The sequence below is a fragment of the Brevundimonas sediminis genome, from assembly GCF_048799765.1.
Lineage (GTDB): Bacteria > Pseudomonadota > Alphaproteobacteria > Caulobacterales > Caulobacteraceae > Brevundimonas.
The window spans coordinates 40847-56152 of record NZ_JBLYQK010000019.1; the positions used below are offsets into that span (position 1 = coordinate 40847).

Below are 15306 nucleotides of genomic sequence, written 5' to 3' on the forward strand. Positions count from 1 at the left end.
CTCCGAGGCAGTGACAGGGTTGATTATCGTGGCGGCGCCGTCTCCAGCGCGGCCTGTCGGGCCATGGTCGAGGTCGCCTCGGCCAAGGCCTGCTGCAGCACACGATCGCGCGTGGCGGGGTCCGCATCGGTCGCGACCGCGACATCGTTCAGGGTCTGCTGTTTGCCCACCCCGCCCTCGACCCTCTGGCCCGCGCGCCGCAGGCTGTAGCCGACGGTCAGGTCATAGTCGGACAGGATCAGCCCCGGACGGGATCGCCCGGCGCCGCGCGGCTCGACGGCGTACACCGGCTCAAAGCAGACATCCTCGGGCGGCGGCGTCAGCACGCCCATACGCTCCAGACCCTCGAACTGCCCGACCAGAAGCGGGCGCAGCTCATTCTCGAAGCCTCGAATGCGAACCGGCGCGCGGAAGGCGCCGGCGAAGGCATTCAGGGCGATAGGCCCAAAGGTCGACTGCCGGATGGAGCCCCGCTCGCTCAGCGTGGGGACGCCGCGCGCATCGGCGCACTGCATGAACCAGCGGCGTGAGGCCGTCGCCAGCGCCGGCGCCTCCCAGGCCAGTTGATCGCCGGAGCGAACGGCGGAGTCGTCCACGCCCGCGAACCGGGCCACGGCTCCGGCGTCATCCGTGGACACAACCTCGACCTCGGCGACCGGCGCCCAGACCTCGCCCTCGACGCCGGACATCCGGCCGACCCGACGCAACACCGAGGCCGACAGGCCGGGGGTCAGGGCGCCGCCCGCATCCGCGATCCGCACACCCTCCCCCGCAGGACTGGCGGGCAGACGCAGAGGCTGGGGCCGGAAGTCCCGCCCGATCGCCTCGGCCGCGTGACCTACGGCGGCGGTCAGGGCGAGGTCGTCTCTCTGATCCGCTGAAAAGCTGAGGTCCTCCACCTCGGCGGCGCGCCAGCTCTCGACACCCTGACCGGCGAAAAGGACCCGCCCGGCGCGATCGACCACCTCGACCAGCACCCGCGCCTGGTGCGCCCGGATCGGCACGCCGCGGGACGCCGAGCTCATGCTGACGGGTGGCAGGATCATCGCGGTCACGCGCAGGAAGTAATCCGGCAGGGCGCGCGGACGGTAGGCGGCCCCCGACTGCCCCAGCGCCAGATCGCGGATCTCGACGAAGCTCGGATTGACGGGTGCGGCCGAGAAGGACGTCGCCTCTCCCAGCGCCGTCTCCATCATGGCCGCCAGATGCCGACGCCCCACACGCTCGGGGGCGTCCGCCACGACCACCATCATGGACGGCCGGGCCAGCGCCGCGGTCGGCTGGGCTACCGATCGCGACACCGGCTGCCCTACGGTCAGCGAGCCCAGAAGCGGCTCGACGATGGCGTAGGCGGCGTCGGCGTGAACCACGCGAATGTCGCCGTCCAGAACGTCCCCGTCGCGCAGGCCCGAGGACCGTCCCTGATCGATCACGAAGCGATCCCCGGCCCGCCCCCGCACCCGGGCGGTGAGGGCGCGCGGCTGGAACCTCGCTGCGGCCTGGTCGACAAGAGTGTCGATCGCCGTCTCCAGATGGGAGTCGATCTGTCCCTGCACCTGCCGCAGATCATCGCCGCGCGACATGACGCCCCGGACGCCGCCGTTCAGGGTCTCGCTGAACAGCACCTCGCCGGTGGCCATGTCGGACACCAGAAGGGTCAGACCCAGCGGCGCATGGACCTCGACCGTGCGGTTGTTCGGGACCCGCCAGAAGTCCAGCCGGGTCAGGTGAAGTGAGGCCACCGCCGTACCGGTGACGGTCGCCTCGCGGGTCACGCCCGCGCCTTGCGCGGCCGAGAGATCGGTCACCACGCCCGGAAAGCGCGCCGCCACCCGCTGCCGGAACCGCTCGCCCAGCGCCGCCCGACGCTCGGGCGTCACCGCGAAGCAGAGATCGGGCGAGACATAGGCCGTGTCCTGACCGGCGACAGCGCCCGCCGGTCGCCCGCAGGCGGTGGCGTCCAGGCCGAACAGGCCGCCGACCGGATAGACCCCCAGCGACTGCGCCTGAGCCGTCGCGCCCGCAGACAGCAGGAGAGCGCCGCCGAGGGCGGCGAGGCCGAATCCGGGGCGCATGGGGCTCAGCAACCGCCCGGCAGGCAGACAATGACCTGACGGCCCACGGTCTCACTGGTCGCATTCGCGAACCCCGGCTTGCCGCGCAGACGCTGGTAGAGCGCCAGATGCAGGGGGGTCGACCCGTCGTAACGGACCTGCAGGCTCATCTGGGAGCCTTCCTGGCCGAGGAAGGCGTGGCTCTGCACGCCCGGCAGGCCCTGCAGCGCGTCCAGGACGTCCGCCTGCGCGCCCATGTCCGGGACACCCCGGATGATCAGGGTGTAGTCGGCGGGCCCCTGGGCTGCCGCCACGGCGCTGGCCATGCCGCGCGACTGGTCGCGCCAGTAGCGCTGGACCTGCGGCCCCAGTTCCTCGGCCGCCAGACGGGCGAGGTTCTCGGACAGGCGGGCTGCGCACAGCTCATAGCTGGAGGCGGCGTTCTCGCCCGACTTGCTGGTCGCGGCGATGTCCTGCGAGGTGCTGGTGGCGAAGGCCTGGGCGTAGAGCTGGCCGGTGCAGGTCGCCTGACCGGTGTTGGGGCTGCGGCCGTTGTCCTGAATGCTGAGCTGTCCACCCATGAAGAAGGGCGCGCGGCTGGTCCGCCAGGCGTCGGCGAGGAAGGCTGTCAGCTGGCCGCTGTCGCGCAGTTCGGTGAACAGGGGCGGCGCGCCGGGCGAAAACTGCGCGAGGGCGTTCATCCCGTTGGCGGTCGCCACATCGTAACGCAGCAGCTCCCCGGTCAGGGCCGCGACCGCGGCCTGTCCGACCTGGGTGGTGGCCGTCGCCTGATAGACGACATGCTGGCGGTAGCGGGTGGCGTCGACCGAGGTCGACTGAACATTGTTGCGGTCCTCGAGGCGGGTCGACCGCCCGTAGGCGTCGACATCCGTCCGGCGACTGGCGCCGGCGCCGTACCAGCTTGCATAGGCCCCGGAGCGCTGCGACGCCGAGAGCTCGGCCTCGCGATCCGAATAGCTGAGGCTCGAGGTATCGCTGAAGGTGGAGCCGCGGAACCGATCGTACTCGGTCGTCACCTCCACCGGCCGATTGGTGTCGCGGGACGGCCCGACCGCCTCGTCCAGCATGATGAGGATACGGGACGCCTGCCCTCCCGCCCGGGCGCTGGAGGACGACACGCCCTCATCGTCCAGCCGCGCCTGGAACCACGCCCGGTCTATCCGGGCGGACAGCGTCACCCGGAATTCCTGACCGACACGCTCGGACGATCGGTCGACGATCATCCCGCCGGTGATCTGGTTCGCCAGCCGCGTGGTCAGATCCGGCGTCAGTTCCCCCAGTCGCTCGACGCCCAGGACCTGTCGGGCCATGTTGCGCACCAGATCGGCGCGGGCGGCCGCCTCGGCATTGGCCCGCGTGGCGTTGGCGTCCCGCGTCACAACCGCACTGCCCGTTCCGGACACAACGCCGTCCTGCGCCATTGCAGCGAACGGAACGGACATCGCGGCGGCGGCCGCGACCGATATGAATGCACGCATGAATAGCTCCCCCGACGCTCAAGCGTCACCATACGCTACCCAAGGCTGCGCTTCATTCCAGCGTTTTCTGAGCCGGACTCACGAAAGTTCTGTGACTTGCCGCCCGGCCAGGAAGGCCCCATCTAAACAGCGTTCAGATCTCGCCATTCCGGGAGAGCTGATTCAGCAGCCTGCTTCGGGGGCCAGAGACATGACGACGCGCACCATCCTGTTCGACAGCCCCTTCCTGCTGGGCTTTGACCACACCCGGGCCCTGATCGACCGGGCGCAGAGGGCGGCCGCGGACAGCTATCCACCCTACAATGTCGAGCAACGCGGCGAGCGGGCCGTCCGCATCACCCTGGCGGTGGCGGGCTTCGGGCCCGACGACCTGGCGATCACCCTCGAAGGCCGCCAGCTGACCATCACGGGCAAGCGCGAGGAGGCGGGTCGCGACCCGCAGGCCTTCCTGCACCGGGGCATCGCCGGACGGGGCTTCGTGCGCAGCTTCGTGCTGGCGGACGGTCTGGAGATCGACGGCGCCACCCTGGAGCACGGCCTTCTGCACGTCGACATGAGCCGGCCGGACGAGGTCCAGACCCTTCGCCGGATCCCCATCACGACGGGCTGAGCGCCGTCGTCACCCCGGTCGCCGCATTCGGGACCGAACCCAAGCGCCCCCGTGGCGTTAGTTCAGCGTAAGGAGGCGGTCACATGACGCCGGAACAGAAGATGACCCGACAGGACTTCGCCCATCTGGGAGCCCCGGACCTGGTCTATGTGCGCGAAATCCGCGCGGCCGACGTGCTGGCCGATACGCCGATGACGGCCATGCAGGGCCTCTCGGTCGACCCCGAGGCCACCCTCTACGCCGTTCACGGCGCCGACGGCGAGCGGCTGGCGATCATGCTGGACCGCGAGACCGCCTTCGCCACGGCCGTGGCCCACGAGCTGGAGCCCGTCTCGGTCCACTGAGTCATCGAGCGCCCGATTGAAAGCCAGGCGAAGGCGGCCCCTAGGCCGCCGTAGCCGGTGCGCGGTCGCTGACGAAGAGGGCGTGGATGGCGTCGGCGGTGTGCGCCTGACGCAGGTGCTCGCGCATCTCGGATGAGCGGAGGGCGCGGGAGACCGCGGCCAGGGCGCGCAGGTGTTCGGCGCCGTCGCTGGGCGGAGCGAACAGGGCGAACAGCAGATCGACCGGGCGATCGTCCACCGAGCCGTAGGCCACCGGCGTGTCCAGACGCACGAAGACGCCGGTCACCTGACGCACGCCGTCCAGACGGGCATGCGGCACGGCGACGCCCGAGCCGAGGCCGGTCGAGCCCAGGGCTTCACGCTCCAGCAGCGCTTCCAGCACCTTGCCCTCGGGCAGACCGAGGGCGTGGGCGGCCGCGTCGGCGACCGTGTGGAGGGCCTGACGCTTGGAGGACGCGCCGCTGCGCAGGACGACGCCGCCGTCCGCCAGCAAATCACCGATGTCCATAGAAACCCCGACTCTACTCGATCTTCCCGGGTGGGCGGGCGCCGTTTAGACGACCCGCCCGGTTGTGGGAAGCACTATGACGTACGACCGTTTACCGAACCGTGTGCGGCGAGCGAGACGCCCTTCCGGTCGGGATCGATCCAGCCGACGTTTCCGTCGGGACGGCGATAGACCACCGAGATGCCGCCGTGGGCGGCGTTGCGGAAGACCACGACCGGGTAGCCGGTCATGTCCAGCTCGGCCACGGCGCGGCCGACGGTAATGGTGCGGATCTCGGTCTCGTTCTCGGCGATGACCATGCCGACGGGCGGGGGCTCGTCCGGCGCGCCGGCGTCGCCGAAGGCGTCATCCTCGACCTCGTCGGGATTGCGCAGGACGATGCTGCGGGCGACCTCGCGGGCGGCGTCCTCGGTCTTCTCGGGCGAGAGACGCTTGGGCCCGATGTGGTGGTCCTTGAGGCGGCGCTTGTAGCGGCGCACCCGCTTCTCGAGCTTGTCGAGCGAATCGGAGAAGGCGCCGTGGGCGTCCCCGCCCAGCCCCGTGGTCACGATCGCCTGACCCGAGGCGAGGCGGACCCAACAGTCCACCTTGAATCCGTGACCGTCCTTCGAGACGACGACCTCAGCATCCTGAGCGCCGCGTTCGAAGTATTTTCCGATCCCGTCTTCGAGTTCCTGGGAGATGCGCGAGCCTAACGCTTCGCCGACATCTACGTGCTTGCCGCTGACCTGGACTTGCATGTCGATAGAACGCGACCGATCGGTTTTGGTGTCAACGAAGAACGCAGAATTCGACAGTCACGCTTGCGCGATTGGTCGCACTTTTTTGGGCCGCGGATCGTCGGCCCCTTGGGGGACCTCCCGACCCGACGCGGCCGTGCGCTGCGCGCCTGCCACTCACTGACGAGAGCATAGCCTGCCCAAGCGTTTGGAGGCAAGAACAAATAGCGAACAGCGAGCGAGGGCCGGCGTTTCAGCCCGCCTTGAGCATCCGCTTGCGTTCGACGGACGACGGGATGCGGAGCGCTTCCCGGTACTTGGCGACGGTGCGGCGGGCGATGTCGATGCCGGCCTCACTGAGCAGTTCGACGATGCGGTCGTCGGACAGGATGTCGCCGTCGCGGGCCTCGCCGTCGATCATCGACTTGATCCGGTGACGGACGGCTTCGGCCGAGTGCAGGGCCCCGCCGTCGGAGGACTGGATGGCGGCGGTGAAGAAGAATTTCAGCTCGAACACGCCGCGCGGGGTCGAAACGTATTTGTTCGAGGTCACGCGGCTGACGGTCGACTCGTGCATGCCGATGGCGTCGGCGACCGTCTTCAGGTTCAGGGGGCGCAGGAACTCGACGCCGAAGGCCAGGAAGGCGTCCTGCTGGCGCACGATCTCGGACGCCACCTTGAGGATGGTCCTGGCCCGCTGGTCCAGCGACTTGACCAGCCAGGAGGCCTGGGCCGCGCAGTCGGCGACGAAGGTCTTCTCGATCTCGGTGCGGGCGCCCGACGCCACCACCCCGTGATAGCGCTTGTCCATGATCAGACGCGGCAGGGTGTCCGAGTTCAGCTCGACCTTCCAGCCGCCGGCCGGATCGGCGCGGACGTGGACGTCGGGAATGACGGTCTGGGCCGGTTCGCCGCCGAAGCCCGCGCCGGGACGGGGCGTCAGGGCCTTCAGCTCGGCGATCATCTCGGCCAGGTCCTCGGCGTCGACGCCGCACAGCTTTCGCAGCCCCGCCAGATCCCGTTTCGCCAGCAGGTCGAGGTTCTCCAGCAGGCTTTCCATCGCCGGATCGAAGCGGTTGCGCTCGACCAGCTGCAGCTTGAGGCATTCGGGCACTGACCGGGCCATGACGCCGGTCGGCTCGAACCCGTGACAGACCGACAGCACGCCCTCGACCCGGTTCGGGTCCACCCCCAGCCGCTCGGCCAGTTCGACCAGGTCGCCGCGCAGGTAGCCGCCCTCGTCGACCATGTCGATCAGGGTCAGGGCGATGCCGTGATCGGCGGCCGAGAAACCGGCCTGCGAGGCCTGGGCCTGCAGATGCTCCCACAGGGTGGCGTCGCGGGTGTCGGGCTGTTCCCGGCCTTCGCCGTCCGGCAGGCCGCCGCCGGCGCCGACCCGGGACCAGTCGGTCAGACCGGGCTGGCCGTCGTCGGTGCGGTCCGCGCCGCGCTCGCCCGGGGCGGCGTCGCCATAGACGTCGTCGCCGCGCGCATCGACGGCGTCGCCCGCGTCGGCGGCCCGGCCGTCCTCGAAGCTCATCTCGGCGCGATCGGCGACCTCGGCGGAGACCTCCGCCGGACCGTCGGGGGCGTCGACGCCGCCCGGCTCCGCGTCCTCACGCTGCAGCAGGGGGTTCTTCTCCAGCTCGGCCTCGACGAAGGCTTCGAGCTCAAGGTTCGACAGTTGCAGCAGCTTGATGGCCTGCTGCAGCTGGGGCGTGATGACGAGCCCCTGCCCCTGTCTGATCTCGAGCCTTTGACCGAGCACGCGTTTTTCCCCTGCCCCGGCCGATGTGGCCCGGAACTTGCTACGGCGACCATGTCGCCGAACCGGTTAACGTCGATTAAAGGGCTCGAAGCCCTTCCGGATGCGGTCCGGGATGGTCACGGCCGACGGCTCGCCGCGCGACATGATCGCGGGCTGACGGACGCACAGGCCTACGGGACCTGACGTTCGCTCCAGATGTCCAGACTCGCCTCGCGCCCGATCAGGGCCAAGCCCGAGGCGATGGATTCGAACTCGCCGCCGGTCTCGATGCGGTCGGCGCCGAAGCGACGGTGGAAGATGTCACGGACGGCCGGGACGAATGACGTGCCGCCGGTCAGGAAGACCCGGTCGATATGGCCGGGCTCCAGCCCCGAGCGCTGAACGGCCTCGTCCACGGCGGCCTCGATGGCGGCGAGGTCGGGGGCGATCCAGTCCTCGAACTGCGCGCGGGTGACCGGTCTCTCGATGCGGATGGAGCCGGCGGCGAAGCTGAAGTCGGCATGTTCCTGACTGGACAGCGCCATCTTGAGCGCGGCGACCGAGCGGTAGAGGGCGTAGCCGTGATTGTCGTCGAGGACCTCGATCATCCGGTCCAGCTTATCGGGCTCCAGGGCGGTGCGGGCCAAGGCGCGGATGTCGCGCATGTCCTTCGACGCGCGCAGCAGGGCCAGCTGATCCCAGCGGGCGAAGGCGGCGTAGTAGCGCTGCGGGATGGGCAGGGTCTTCCCGAAGGTGCGGTACTCGCTCCCCTTGCCCAGCTCGGGCGAGACCAGATGATCGATGATCCGGTAGTCGAAGGCGTCGCCCGCGACGCCGACGCCGGACCGGGCCAGCGGAGTGGAACGCAAACCCTGTGCGCCGCGCTCGAAGCGGACGATCGAGAAGTCGCTGGTGCCGCCGCCGAAGTCGGCGACCAGAACATTGGCGTCGGCCTGAAGCGTGCGGGCGAAGAAGAAGGCCGCGCCGATGGGCTCATAGGCGTAGCGGATGTCGGTGAAGCCGAGCCGGGCGAAGGCCGTCTCGTAGCGGGTCAGGGCCAGCTGCTCGTCCGGCGACCCGCCGGCGAAGGTGACGGGCCGACCGACGATGACGCGCGCCGGAAGCTCGGCCATGCCCTCGCCGCCATGGGCGCGCAGGCGCAGCAGGAAGGCGCTGAGCAGGTCCTCGAACTTGTAGCGCCGGTTGTCGATGACCGTGTCGGTGAAGGCGGCGTTGGCGGCGAAGGTCTTGAACGACTGGATGAAGCGGGTGTCGAGCGCATCCTCGACATAGGCCTCGATAGCCCAGGGCCCGGCCTCGACGATCCGCTCGGGCGGTCCGCCGTCGGCGGACGGATGCATTTGGAAGCTCAGGGTGGAGCGAAAGGCGGTGACCCGACCGGTCGGGGCGTCGAAGCGCAGGACGGTCGCCTCGCCGTCGGCGCCCGCAAAGGCGACGACGGTGTTGGTCGTGCCGAAGTCGATACCGACGGTGGGCGCGATGTCAGAGGTCATGAAAGCGGCTCCCGGCGGTGGGCGGCGCTTCTAGCGCAGACGTCGGTGTCAGTCGCCCCCGGACAGCACCTCATCGACATAGGCCGGCCCGGCGAAGGACTCCTCGAAATACCAGATGTTGGGACCGCCGGTGAGAAGCAGGCGGACGCGGTCGCCCGGCTGCCCGACCTCGATGGCCCAGCAGCCCCCGCTATGGCCGATGACAAAGACGTCCTGAACCGGCCCCTTGAGAACCCGGACGGCGCGAACGAGGGCCGGTTGATCACGGGTCTGAGCCTGCAGGACCTCACCCTCGATGATCGCCGTCGAGCGGTCGACGGTGGCCTGCGCGGCGGCTCGTTCCTGCTCCGGCGTGGGCGGGACGACATAGCCGTAGTCGCAGGCCGATGCAGCCACCGGGCCCGCGGCGAGCGTCAGAAGGACGGCGGCGAGCAGGACGGTGCGCTTCATGAGCCAAGGGTGGCGGAGAAGTCGCCGTCCGGCAATGCTTCAGGCGCGCAGCACCTTCTCCATCGCCTTCCCCTTCGCCAGCTCGTCGATGAGTTTGTCGAGGTAGCGGATCTCCTGCATCAGGCCGGGCTCCATGGCCTCGACGCGGATGCCGCAGATGGTTCCGGTGATCAGCTGGCGGGCCGGGTTCAGGGCGGGGGCGTTTCCGAAAAAGGTCTGGATGTCGGTCCTGTCGGCGATCAGGGCCTCGAGCCGCGCGGGCGTGTAGCCGGTGAGCCAGAGGATGACCTGGTCGACCTCGGCGCGGGTGCGGCCCTTCCTTTCGGCCTTGGCGATGTAGGCCGGATAGACGCTGGCGAAGGGCATGGTGAAGAGGCGGTGGGTCATGGGATCGCTCCTGTATCCGACGCCCCTCCACCGCCTTCGGCGGTCCCCCTCCCCCGCAGGGGGAGGAACGAGAGCGGGGCGAGTTCAAGACCCCCTCCACCCTCCCCACCTTCGGTGGAGAGGTGAGCGGACTACGGTTGCCCGTCTCGTCCCTGGCGGGCCGAGACTGTGATCCTGCCTGCGGCAGGATCAGCCGTACATATCGCCCAGGTACACCCGGCGGACCTCCGGGTCGCGGACCACGTCCTCGGCCTTGCCTTCGAACAGGACCGCGCCGCCCGAGATGATGGAGGCGTGGTCGATGATTTCGAGGGTTTCGCGGACGTTGTGGTCGGTGATCAGGACGCCGATGCCCTGGCCCGCGAGGTAGCGGATGACCTGACGGATGTCGGCGATGGCCAGGGGGTCGATGCCGGCGAAGGGTTCGTCCAGCAGCATGAAGCTGGGGCGGCCGGCGAGGGCGCGGGCGATCTCGCAGCGGCGACGCTCGCCGCCCGACAGGCCCGAGGCCGGGGCCTGGCGCAGGTGGTCGATGCGCAGCTCTTCCAGCAGGCGGGCGACCTCCTCGTCGATCGCCTTCTGGCCCGTGTGGTGCAGTTCGACGACGGCGCGGACGTTCTGTTCGACCGTCATGCCGCGGAAGATGGAGGCCTCCTGCGCCAGATAGCCCAGACCCATGCGGGCGCGCTGGTACATGGGCTGGGCGGTGATGTCCTCGCCGTCCAGCCAGATCGAACCGGAGTCCGGCGGGATCAGGCCGGTGATCATGTAGAAGCAGGTGGTCTTGCCCGCGCCGTTGGGACCGAGCAGGCCGGCGACCTCGCCGCGCTGGACGGTCAGGGAGACGTCGCGGACGACCTGACGCGCCCCGAAGGCGCGGGCCAGGTTCTCGGCGCGCAGACCCGTGGGGCGCGCGGCGGCGGCCGGCGCCGGGGCGGCGTCATGGACGTTGAGGGCGGAAAGTTCCTTGCGGGCCAAGCGTCGCTCCGGGCCGTCGGCTCAGTTGCCCCGTTCGGGGTAGAAGACGCCCTGCACCCGGCCGCCGGAGCCGCCTTCCATCTGCGCGGACTCGGTGCGGGTGTTGTAGACGAGGCGGGCGCCGGTGATGACGTTCTCGCCCTGGGTCAGGATCACGTCGCCGGTGAGGACGATGGTGTCGTTGGCCGGGGTGTAGACGGCGCGATCGCCGCGGATGGTCTGTTCCGGAGTGACGAAATAGACGCTGCCCGAGGCCTCGACCCGGGTCAGGGTCCCGCCGTTCAGCCCGGCCTCGATCGATTCGGCGCGGATGCGGCTGTCGCCCTGGATCAGCTCGGCGCGGCCGCGCATCGACAGGGCCGTCGGCGTGCGCGAGACATTGTCCGCGCCCCACATGATCGGCTGGTTGCCCTGGAAGCTCTGGGCGTCGCCGATGGTCGGCAGGGCCATGAGGCCCAGGCCGAACGCGACGGCGGTGAGGAGTCTGGTCTTGATCATCCGTTCGACCTCGCCGGGTTGATGGTCCCGCGCACCTTGTTATCGCCCGAGCCGCTGAACACGACCCGTTGGCCCTGTTCATAGATCGCATAGGACGAAGCGTTGATGGTTCCAAGAGGGCCCGTGCCCTGAACGCCCTTGTTCCCGGTGACGACGCCGGTCGAGGTGTTCACCACCGCCTCGGGCGTGACCAGGGTGAAGCCCGAGCCGCCGTCGGAGATGCGGACGTTGGGCCCGATGGTCACGGTCTTGCGGACCTCGTCATATTCGCCGCCGTCGGCGGTCAGGGTGGTGACCTTGCGGCCGCCGAGGTTCAGGCGCAGCGCCGGACCGACCAGGCGGAAGCGGCCGGTGTTCGGGTCGCGCACCGCGCCCCGCGCCCCGACGACGAAGCTGCGGCCCTCGGCGTCCTGGCCGTGGAACATGGGGTTGTCGAGCCGGACCTCGCGGCTGGTCCCGGCCTTGCGCTCGACGTCGGACATGACGGTGCGCAGGACGACCCAGCTGACCGTGCCGCCCGCCAGGACCAGGATCAGGGCCGGCAGCAGGCGGCGCAGCAGCTGGACCCGGCGCGAACGCGCGCGGAAGGCCGAGGCCGTCGCGGCGACGCGGGCCTCGTCTTCCGCCTTGCGGGTCTCAACCGGCTCCTGGCTCATCGGGCCTCAGTCTCAGGCGTGGGCGAAGATGTCCTGCTCGTCCCAGCCGGCCAGATCGAGGGCGGCCCGGGTGGGCAGGAAGTCGAAACATTTGCGGGCCAGTTCGGTGCGGCCCTCGCGCGCCAGCATCTCGTCCAGGCGGTTGCGCACGGCGTGGAGATACAGGACGTCGGAGGCGGCGTAGTCGAGCTGGGCCTGGGTCAGGACCGGCGAGCCCCAGTCGCTGGACTGCTGGGCCTTGGACAGCTCCACGCCGGCGCATTCGCGCACCACGTCCTTGAGACCGTGGCGGTCGGTGTAGGTGCGAGCCAGTTTGGAGGCGATCTTGGTGCAGTAGACCGGGGCGGTGTCGACGCCCAGGTGCAGCTGGAACATGCCGATGTCGAAGCGGCCGAAGTGGAACAGCTTGAGCACCTGCGGATCGGCGAGCACGCGCTTCAGGTTCGGGCAGTCGTAGGCGGGGCGGTTCAGGCGCACGACATGGGCGTCGCCGTCGCCGGCCGACAGCTGGACCACGCAGAGCGGATCGCGGCGGAAACGCAGGCCCATGGTCTCGGAATCGACGGCCACCACCGGGCCGAGGTCTAGGTCGTCGGGCAGGTCGCCTTCGTGCAGATAAACGGTCATGGGGGTGTCTTAGCGCAAACTTCGCCGCGTCTATAGGCCAGTGACGAGTGCCAGTGAGCGAGAAGTGAGCGGATCGAGCACGCCTGTTACGCCAGCGGCTCACCCCTTGGCTCACCAGCACTCGTCACTGCCACAGGCCCGGAATCAAAAACGGCGCCGTGTCAGTGACACGGCGCCGTTTCGAAAACTGGTGCCCAGAAGAGGACTCGAACCTCCACGACCTTTCAGTCACTGGCACCTGAAGCCAGCGCGTCTACCAATTCCGCCATCTGGGCCAGACATCCGTGCCGCGAGCGGCGTTTCCGTCTGGAAGGCGCGGACCTCTAAGGCAGTGCCCGGGTCGGGTCAACAACCTTTTCCAGCATTTTTTGCGTTTGCGTTGCGAGGCCCGCGACCATCGTCTAATCCCCGCCCCAGCAAGGGGTTATCCCGAGCGCCGTTCGCCTTTGGAGTCTGACATGAGCGAAGTCGCCCCCGGCCTGATCACCGTCTTCGGCGGGACCGGATTCATCGGCAGCCAGGTGGTGCAGGCGCTGGCGCGCCGCGGCTGGCGCATCCGCATCGCCTGCCGCCGCCCGGACCGGGCCTGGAAGCTGCAGACGGCGGGCACGGTCGGCCAGATCCAGGCGATGCGCTGCGACGCCGCCGACCCCGCCCAGGCGGCCGAGGCCATTCACGGCGCGGACGCGGTGATCAACCTGATCGGCATCCTGTACGAAACCCCGGGCCGCAAGTTCGAAGCCCTGCACGTGGGTGTGTCGCGCACGATCGCCGAGGCCTGCGCCGTCGCCGGGGCGCGACTGGTGCAGATGTCGGCCCTGGGCGCCAACCCGGAAAGCGATTCGACCTACAGCCGCACCAAGGCGGCCGCCGAGATGGCGGTGCGCGAGGTCAAGCCGGACGCCATCATCGTGCGCCCCTCGGTCGTCTTCGGCCCCGGCGACGACTTCCTGAACACCTTCGCGAAGATGGCGCAGACCGCGCCGGTCCTGCCGCTGATCGGCGGCGGCCAGACGAAGTTCCAGCCGGTCTATGTCGGCGACGTGGCCGCGGCCATCGCCACGGCGATCGGCGACACGGCGTCGGACGGCCAGACCTATGAGCTGGGCGGTCCGGCCGTGATGACCTTCGAGGATATCCTGAAGCTGGTGGCCCGCGAGACCTATCGCGAACCGGGCTTCGCGCCCCTGCCCTTCCCCGTCGCCAAGGCGATCGGCGCCCTGGCGCAGATCACCGCCGTGGTCGGCATCAAGCCGGTGCTGACCGAGGATCAGGTGGTCCTGCTGCAGAGCGACAATGTGGTGTCGGACGGCGCCGCCGGCCTGGCCGACCTCGGCATCGAGCCGACCGGCATCGAGGCCGTGGCGGGCAGCTATCTGTGGCGCTACCGCAAGGGCGGCCAGTTCGCGGCGGAAAAAGCCGCAGCCTGACGCCGCACGCCGGACATGCAAAGGCCGGGCTGGAGCGATCCGGCCCGGCCTTTTGTTGTTCGGCGGCGAAGGCTCAGTACAGCCAGAGGGCCAGCAGGCCGACGGTTCCGACCACGATCCGCCAGACGGCGAACGGGGTGAAGCCGTAGTTGGAGACGAAGCTCAGCAGGAAGCGGATCACCACCAGACCGGCGACGAAGGCGCTGATGAAGCCGATGGCGATGACCCAGCCGAAGCTGAGATCGAGGTCGCCGCCGCTCTTGATCAGGTCATAGGTGAAGGCGCCGACCATGGTGGGAATGGCGAGGAAGAAGGAGAACTCGGCCGCCGCCGGCTTCTCCAGCCGCAGCAGCAGGCCGCCGGCGATGGTCGAGCCGGAGCGCGACACGCCGGGCACCAGGGCCAGGCACTGGAACAGGCCGATGAGGGCCGAGGTCTTCCACGTCAGCTGCATGGCGTCGAAATGCTTCGGCTGCGGCGCCCAGCGGTCCAGCGCCATCAGCAGGAAGCCGCCGACGATCAGGGTGATGCAGATGATCTGCGGCGTCTCGAACAGATAGTCCTTGATGAAGTCGTAGAGGAAGGCGCCCGCCAGCAGGGACGGGATGAAGGCGATCAGGACACTGATCGCGAAATGACGGGCCTTCGGATCGGTCGGCAGGCCGATCAGCACCTTCCAGAGCCGCGCGAAATAGAGGAGCACCAGGGCCAGGATGGCGCCCAGCTGGATCATCACCACGAAGGAGGTCCAGCGCCCGTCGTCCAGACCCAGCGCCTCGCGCAGAAGCAGCAGGTGGCCGGTGGACGACACCGGAATGAACTCGGTCAGACCCTCGATCAGGCCGAGGAGAATCGCCGCAAGCCAGTCAGCCATGAAATTTCCCTGGTCCCCCGGGCCGCGCCTCAGTGCGCGCCCGGCTCGGGCCCCACATAGCGCAGGCGCGCCCGGATAGGCGAGCCGTCAAGCGACTGGTCCAGCGCATGGGCCAGCAGACCCGCGAGACGACCGACCAGGAAGATATCCTGCGCCCCGTCCCGGGGCAGCTCCATCCGGCGCGCGGCGAGGGCCAGGGCCAGGGCGAAGCCGGGGGCGCGCCCCGCGACGGCCTGGCCGTCCTGCAGCACCCGCGACAGGTCGGCCGGCAGGTCGACCACCGACAGCAGGGCGGCGGCGCGCGGATCGGCGTCGTTCCAGTCGGGATCGCCGAAGCCGGCGCGGGCCGCAACGCGGGCGGCCTCGGACGGGTGACGCCGAGCGGTGTTGATCCAGTGCGTGGCGTCGGCG

General features: G+C 69.5%; 17 protein-coding genes and 1 tRNA gene. 3 read left to right on the forward strand and 15 right to left on the reverse strand.

Features of this window, described 5'->3' with window-relative positions; translation table 11 throughout:
- Nucleotides 1-23: 23 nt before the first annotated feature.
- Both ACLQ7T_RS11415 and ACLQ7T_RS11420 read right to left on the reverse strand, forming a co-directional pair.
- Nucleotides 24-2075 carry a hypothetical protein gene (locus ACLQ7T_RS11415; protein WP_420479541.1) on the reverse strand — a complete coding sequence of 684 codons (2052 nt, stop codon included), beginning with the start codon at nt 2073-2075 and terminating at the stop codon, nt 24-26.
- 5 nt (nt 2076-2080) lie between these two features.
- Nucleotides 2081-3553, reverse strand: coding sequence for a hypothetical protein (locus tag ACLQ7T_RS11420; protein WP_420479542.1), 1473 nt, complete (start codon nt 3551-3553; stop codon nt 2081-2083).
- 190 nt (nt 3554-3743) lie between these two features.
- Here ACLQ7T_RS11420 and ACLQ7T_RS11425 point away from each other — a divergent pair, with 190 nt between their 5' ends.
- Nucleotides 3744-4163, forward strand: coding sequence for an Hsp20 family protein (locus tag ACLQ7T_RS11425; RefSeq protein ID WP_420471242.1), 420 nt, complete (start codon nt 3744-3746; stop codon nt 4161-4163).
- Nucleotides 4164-4246: 83 nt separating this feature from the next.
- The gene (locus ACLQ7T_RS11430; protein ID WP_420471241.1) at nt 4247-4507 is read left to right on the forward strand and encodes a DUF1150 family protein; all 261 of its coding nucleotides are present in this window, start codon (nt 4247-4249) and stop codon (nt 4505-4507) included.
- 40 nt (nt 4508-4547) lie between these two features.
- On the opposite strand, the gene ptsN is transcribed toward ACLQ7T_RS11430, so the two are convergent.
- From ptsN to ACLQ7T_RS11485, 11 genes are all read right to left on the reverse strand, one after another.
- A complete protein-coding gene (gene ptsN, locus ACLQ7T_RS11435; RefSeq protein ID WP_420479543.1) occupies nt 4548-5015 on the reverse strand; it encodes a PTS IIA-like nitrogen regulatory protein PtsN in 468 nt (155 codons plus the stop codon).
- 74 nt (nt 5016-5089) lie between these two features.
- The gene (gene hpf / locus ACLQ7T_RS11440; RefSeq protein ID WP_420479544.1) at nt 5090-5755 is read right to left on the reverse strand and encodes a ribosome hibernation-promoting factor, HPF/YfiA family; all 666 of its coding nucleotides are present in this window, start codon (nt 5753-5755) and stop codon (nt 5090-5092) included.
- 232 nt (nt 5756-5987) lie between these two features.
- Nucleotides 5988-7502 (reverse strand): RNA polymerase factor sigma-54, encoded by a 1515-nt coding sequence (gene rpoN / locus ACLQ7T_RS11445; protein ID WP_420479545.1) that lies wholly within the window; start codon nt 7500-7502, stop codon nt 5988-5990.
- Between the two features lie 170 nt (nt 7503-7672).
- Nucleotides 7673-8995 (reverse strand): Hsp70 family protein, encoded by a 1323-nt coding sequence (locus tag ACLQ7T_RS11450; RefSeq protein ID WP_420479546.1) that lies wholly within the window; start codon nt 8993-8995, stop codon nt 7673-7675.
- A gap of 48 nt (nt 8996-9043) precedes the next feature.
- Nucleotides 9044-9445, reverse strand: coding sequence for a hypothetical protein (locus ACLQ7T_RS11455; protein ID WP_420479547.1), 402 nt, complete (start codon nt 9443-9445; stop codon nt 9044-9046).
- Between the two features lie 39 nt (nt 9446-9484).
- The gene (locus ACLQ7T_RS11460; RefSeq protein ID WP_420479548.1) at nt 9485-9832 is read right to left on the reverse strand and encodes a DUF2200 domain-containing protein; all 348 of its coding nucleotides are present in this window, start codon (nt 9830-9832) and stop codon (nt 9485-9487) included.
- 189 nt (nt 9833-10021) lie between these two features.
- Entirely contained in the window at nt 10022-10810 is a 789-nt protein-coding gene (lptB, locus tag ACLQ7T_RS11465; RefSeq protein ID WP_420479549.1) for an LPS export ABC transporter ATP-binding protein, read from the reverse strand.
- Nucleotides 10811-10831: 21 nt separating this feature from the next.
- A complete protein-coding gene (locus ACLQ7T_RS11470; RefSeq protein WP_420479550.1) occupies nt 10832-11308 on the reverse strand; it encodes an LptA/OstA family protein in 477 nt (158 codons plus the stop codon).
- Complete coding sequence (gene lptC / locus ACLQ7T_RS11475; protein ID WP_420471227.1) at nt 11305-11964, reverse strand: LPS export ABC transporter periplasmic protein LptC; 660 nt, start codon at nt 11962-11964, stop codon at nt 11305-11307. The genes ACLQ7T_RS11470 and lptC overlap by 4 nt, the downstream gene beginning before the upstream one ends.
- Before the next feature lie 12 nt (nt 11965-11976).
- On the reverse strand, nt 11977-12591 hold the full coding sequence (locus tag ACLQ7T_RS11480) for a ribonuclease D (RefSeq protein ID WP_420479551.1): 615 nt from the start codon (nt 12589-12591) through the stop codon (nt 11977-11979).
- 188 nt (nt 12592-12779) lie between these two features.
- Nucleotides 12780-12866, reverse strand: a tRNA-Leu gene (locus ACLQ7T_RS11485).
- 183 nt (nt 12867-13049) lie between these two features.
- Between ACLQ7T_RS11485 and ACLQ7T_RS11490 the strand changes: the two genes are divergently transcribed.
- Nucleotides 13050-14021: a complex I NDUFA9 subunit family protein gene (locus tag ACLQ7T_RS11490; protein WP_420479552.1), complete on the forward strand. Its 972-nt coding sequence runs from the start codon at nt 13050-13052 to the stop codon at nt 14019-14021.
- Nucleotides 14022-14094: 73 nt separating this feature from the next.
- Here ACLQ7T_RS11490 and ACLQ7T_RS11495 read toward each other — a convergent pair whose 3' ends face one another.
- Complete coding sequence (locus tag ACLQ7T_RS11495; RefSeq protein WP_420479553.1) at nt 14095-14895, reverse strand: undecaprenyl-diphosphate phosphatase; 801 nt, start codon at nt 14893-14895, stop codon at nt 14095-14097.
- A gap of 29 nt (nt 14896-14924) precedes the next feature.
- On the reverse strand, nt 14925-15306 hold a 382-nt coding region (locus ACLQ7T_RS11500), incomplete at its 5' end, for a citrate/2-methylcitrate synthase (protein WP_420479554.1).

What these genes read in the sequence shown, in the direction of transcription:
- ACLQ7T_RS11415 (WP_420479541.1), bottom strand. Translation starts at nt 2,075, where the DNA reads ATGCGCCCCGGATTCGGCCTCGCCGCCCTCGGCGGCGCTCTCCTGCTG.
- ACLQ7T_RS11420 (WP_420479542.1), bottom strand. Translation starts at nt 3,553, where the DNA reads ATGCGTGCATTCATATCGGTCGCGGCCGCCGCCGCGATGTCCGTTCCG.
- ACLQ7T_RS11425 (WP_420471242.1), top strand. Translation starts at nt 3,744, where the DNA reads ATGACGACGCGCACCATCCTGTTCGACAGCCCCTTCCTGCTGGGCTTT.
- ACLQ7T_RS11430 (WP_420471241.1), top strand. Translation starts at nt 4,247, where the DNA reads ATGACGCCGGAACAGAAGATGACCCGACAGGACTTCGCCCATCTGGGA.
- ptsN (WP_420479543.1), bottom strand. Translation starts at nt 5,015, where the DNA reads ATGGACATCGGTGATTTGCTGGCGGACGGCGGCGTCGTCCTGCGCAGC.
- hpf (WP_420479544.1), bottom strand. Translation starts at nt 5,755, where the DNA reads ATGCAAGTCCAGGTCAGCGGCAAGCACGTAGATGTCGGCGAAGCGTTA.
- ACLQ7T_RS11450 (WP_420479546.1), bottom strand. Translation starts at nt 8,995, where the DNA reads ATGACCTCTGACATCGCGCCCACCGTCGGTATCGACTTCGGCACGACC.
- ACLQ7T_RS11455 (WP_420479547.1), bottom strand. Translation starts at nt 9,445, where the DNA reads ATGAAGCGCACCGTCCTGCTCGCCGCCGTCCTTCTGACGCTCGCCGCG.
- ACLQ7T_RS11460 (WP_420479548.1), bottom strand. Translation starts at nt 9,832, where the DNA reads ATGACCCACCGCCTCTTCACCATGCCCTTCGCCAGCGTCTATCCGGCC.
- ACLQ7T_RS11470 (WP_420479550.1), bottom strand. Translation starts at nt 11,308, where the DNA reads ATGATCAAGACCAGACTCCTCACCGCCGTCGCGTTCGGCCTGGGCCTC.
- lptC (WP_420471227.1), bottom strand. Translation starts at nt 11,964, where the DNA reads ATGAGCCAGGAGCCGGTTGAGACCCGCAAGGCGGAAGACGAGGCCCGC.
- ACLQ7T_RS11480 (WP_420479551.1), bottom strand. Translation starts at nt 12,591, where the DNA reads ATGACCGTTTATCTGCACGAAGGCGACCTGCCCGACGACCTAGACCTC.
- ACLQ7T_RS11490 (WP_420479552.1), top strand. Translation starts at nt 13,050, where the DNA reads ATGAGCGAAGTCGCCCCCGGCCTGATCACCGTCTTCGGCGGGACCGGA.
- ACLQ7T_RS11495 (WP_420479553.1), bottom strand. Translation starts at nt 14,895, where the DNA reads ATGGCTGACTGGCTTGCGGCGATTCTCCTCGGCCTGATCGAGGGTCTG.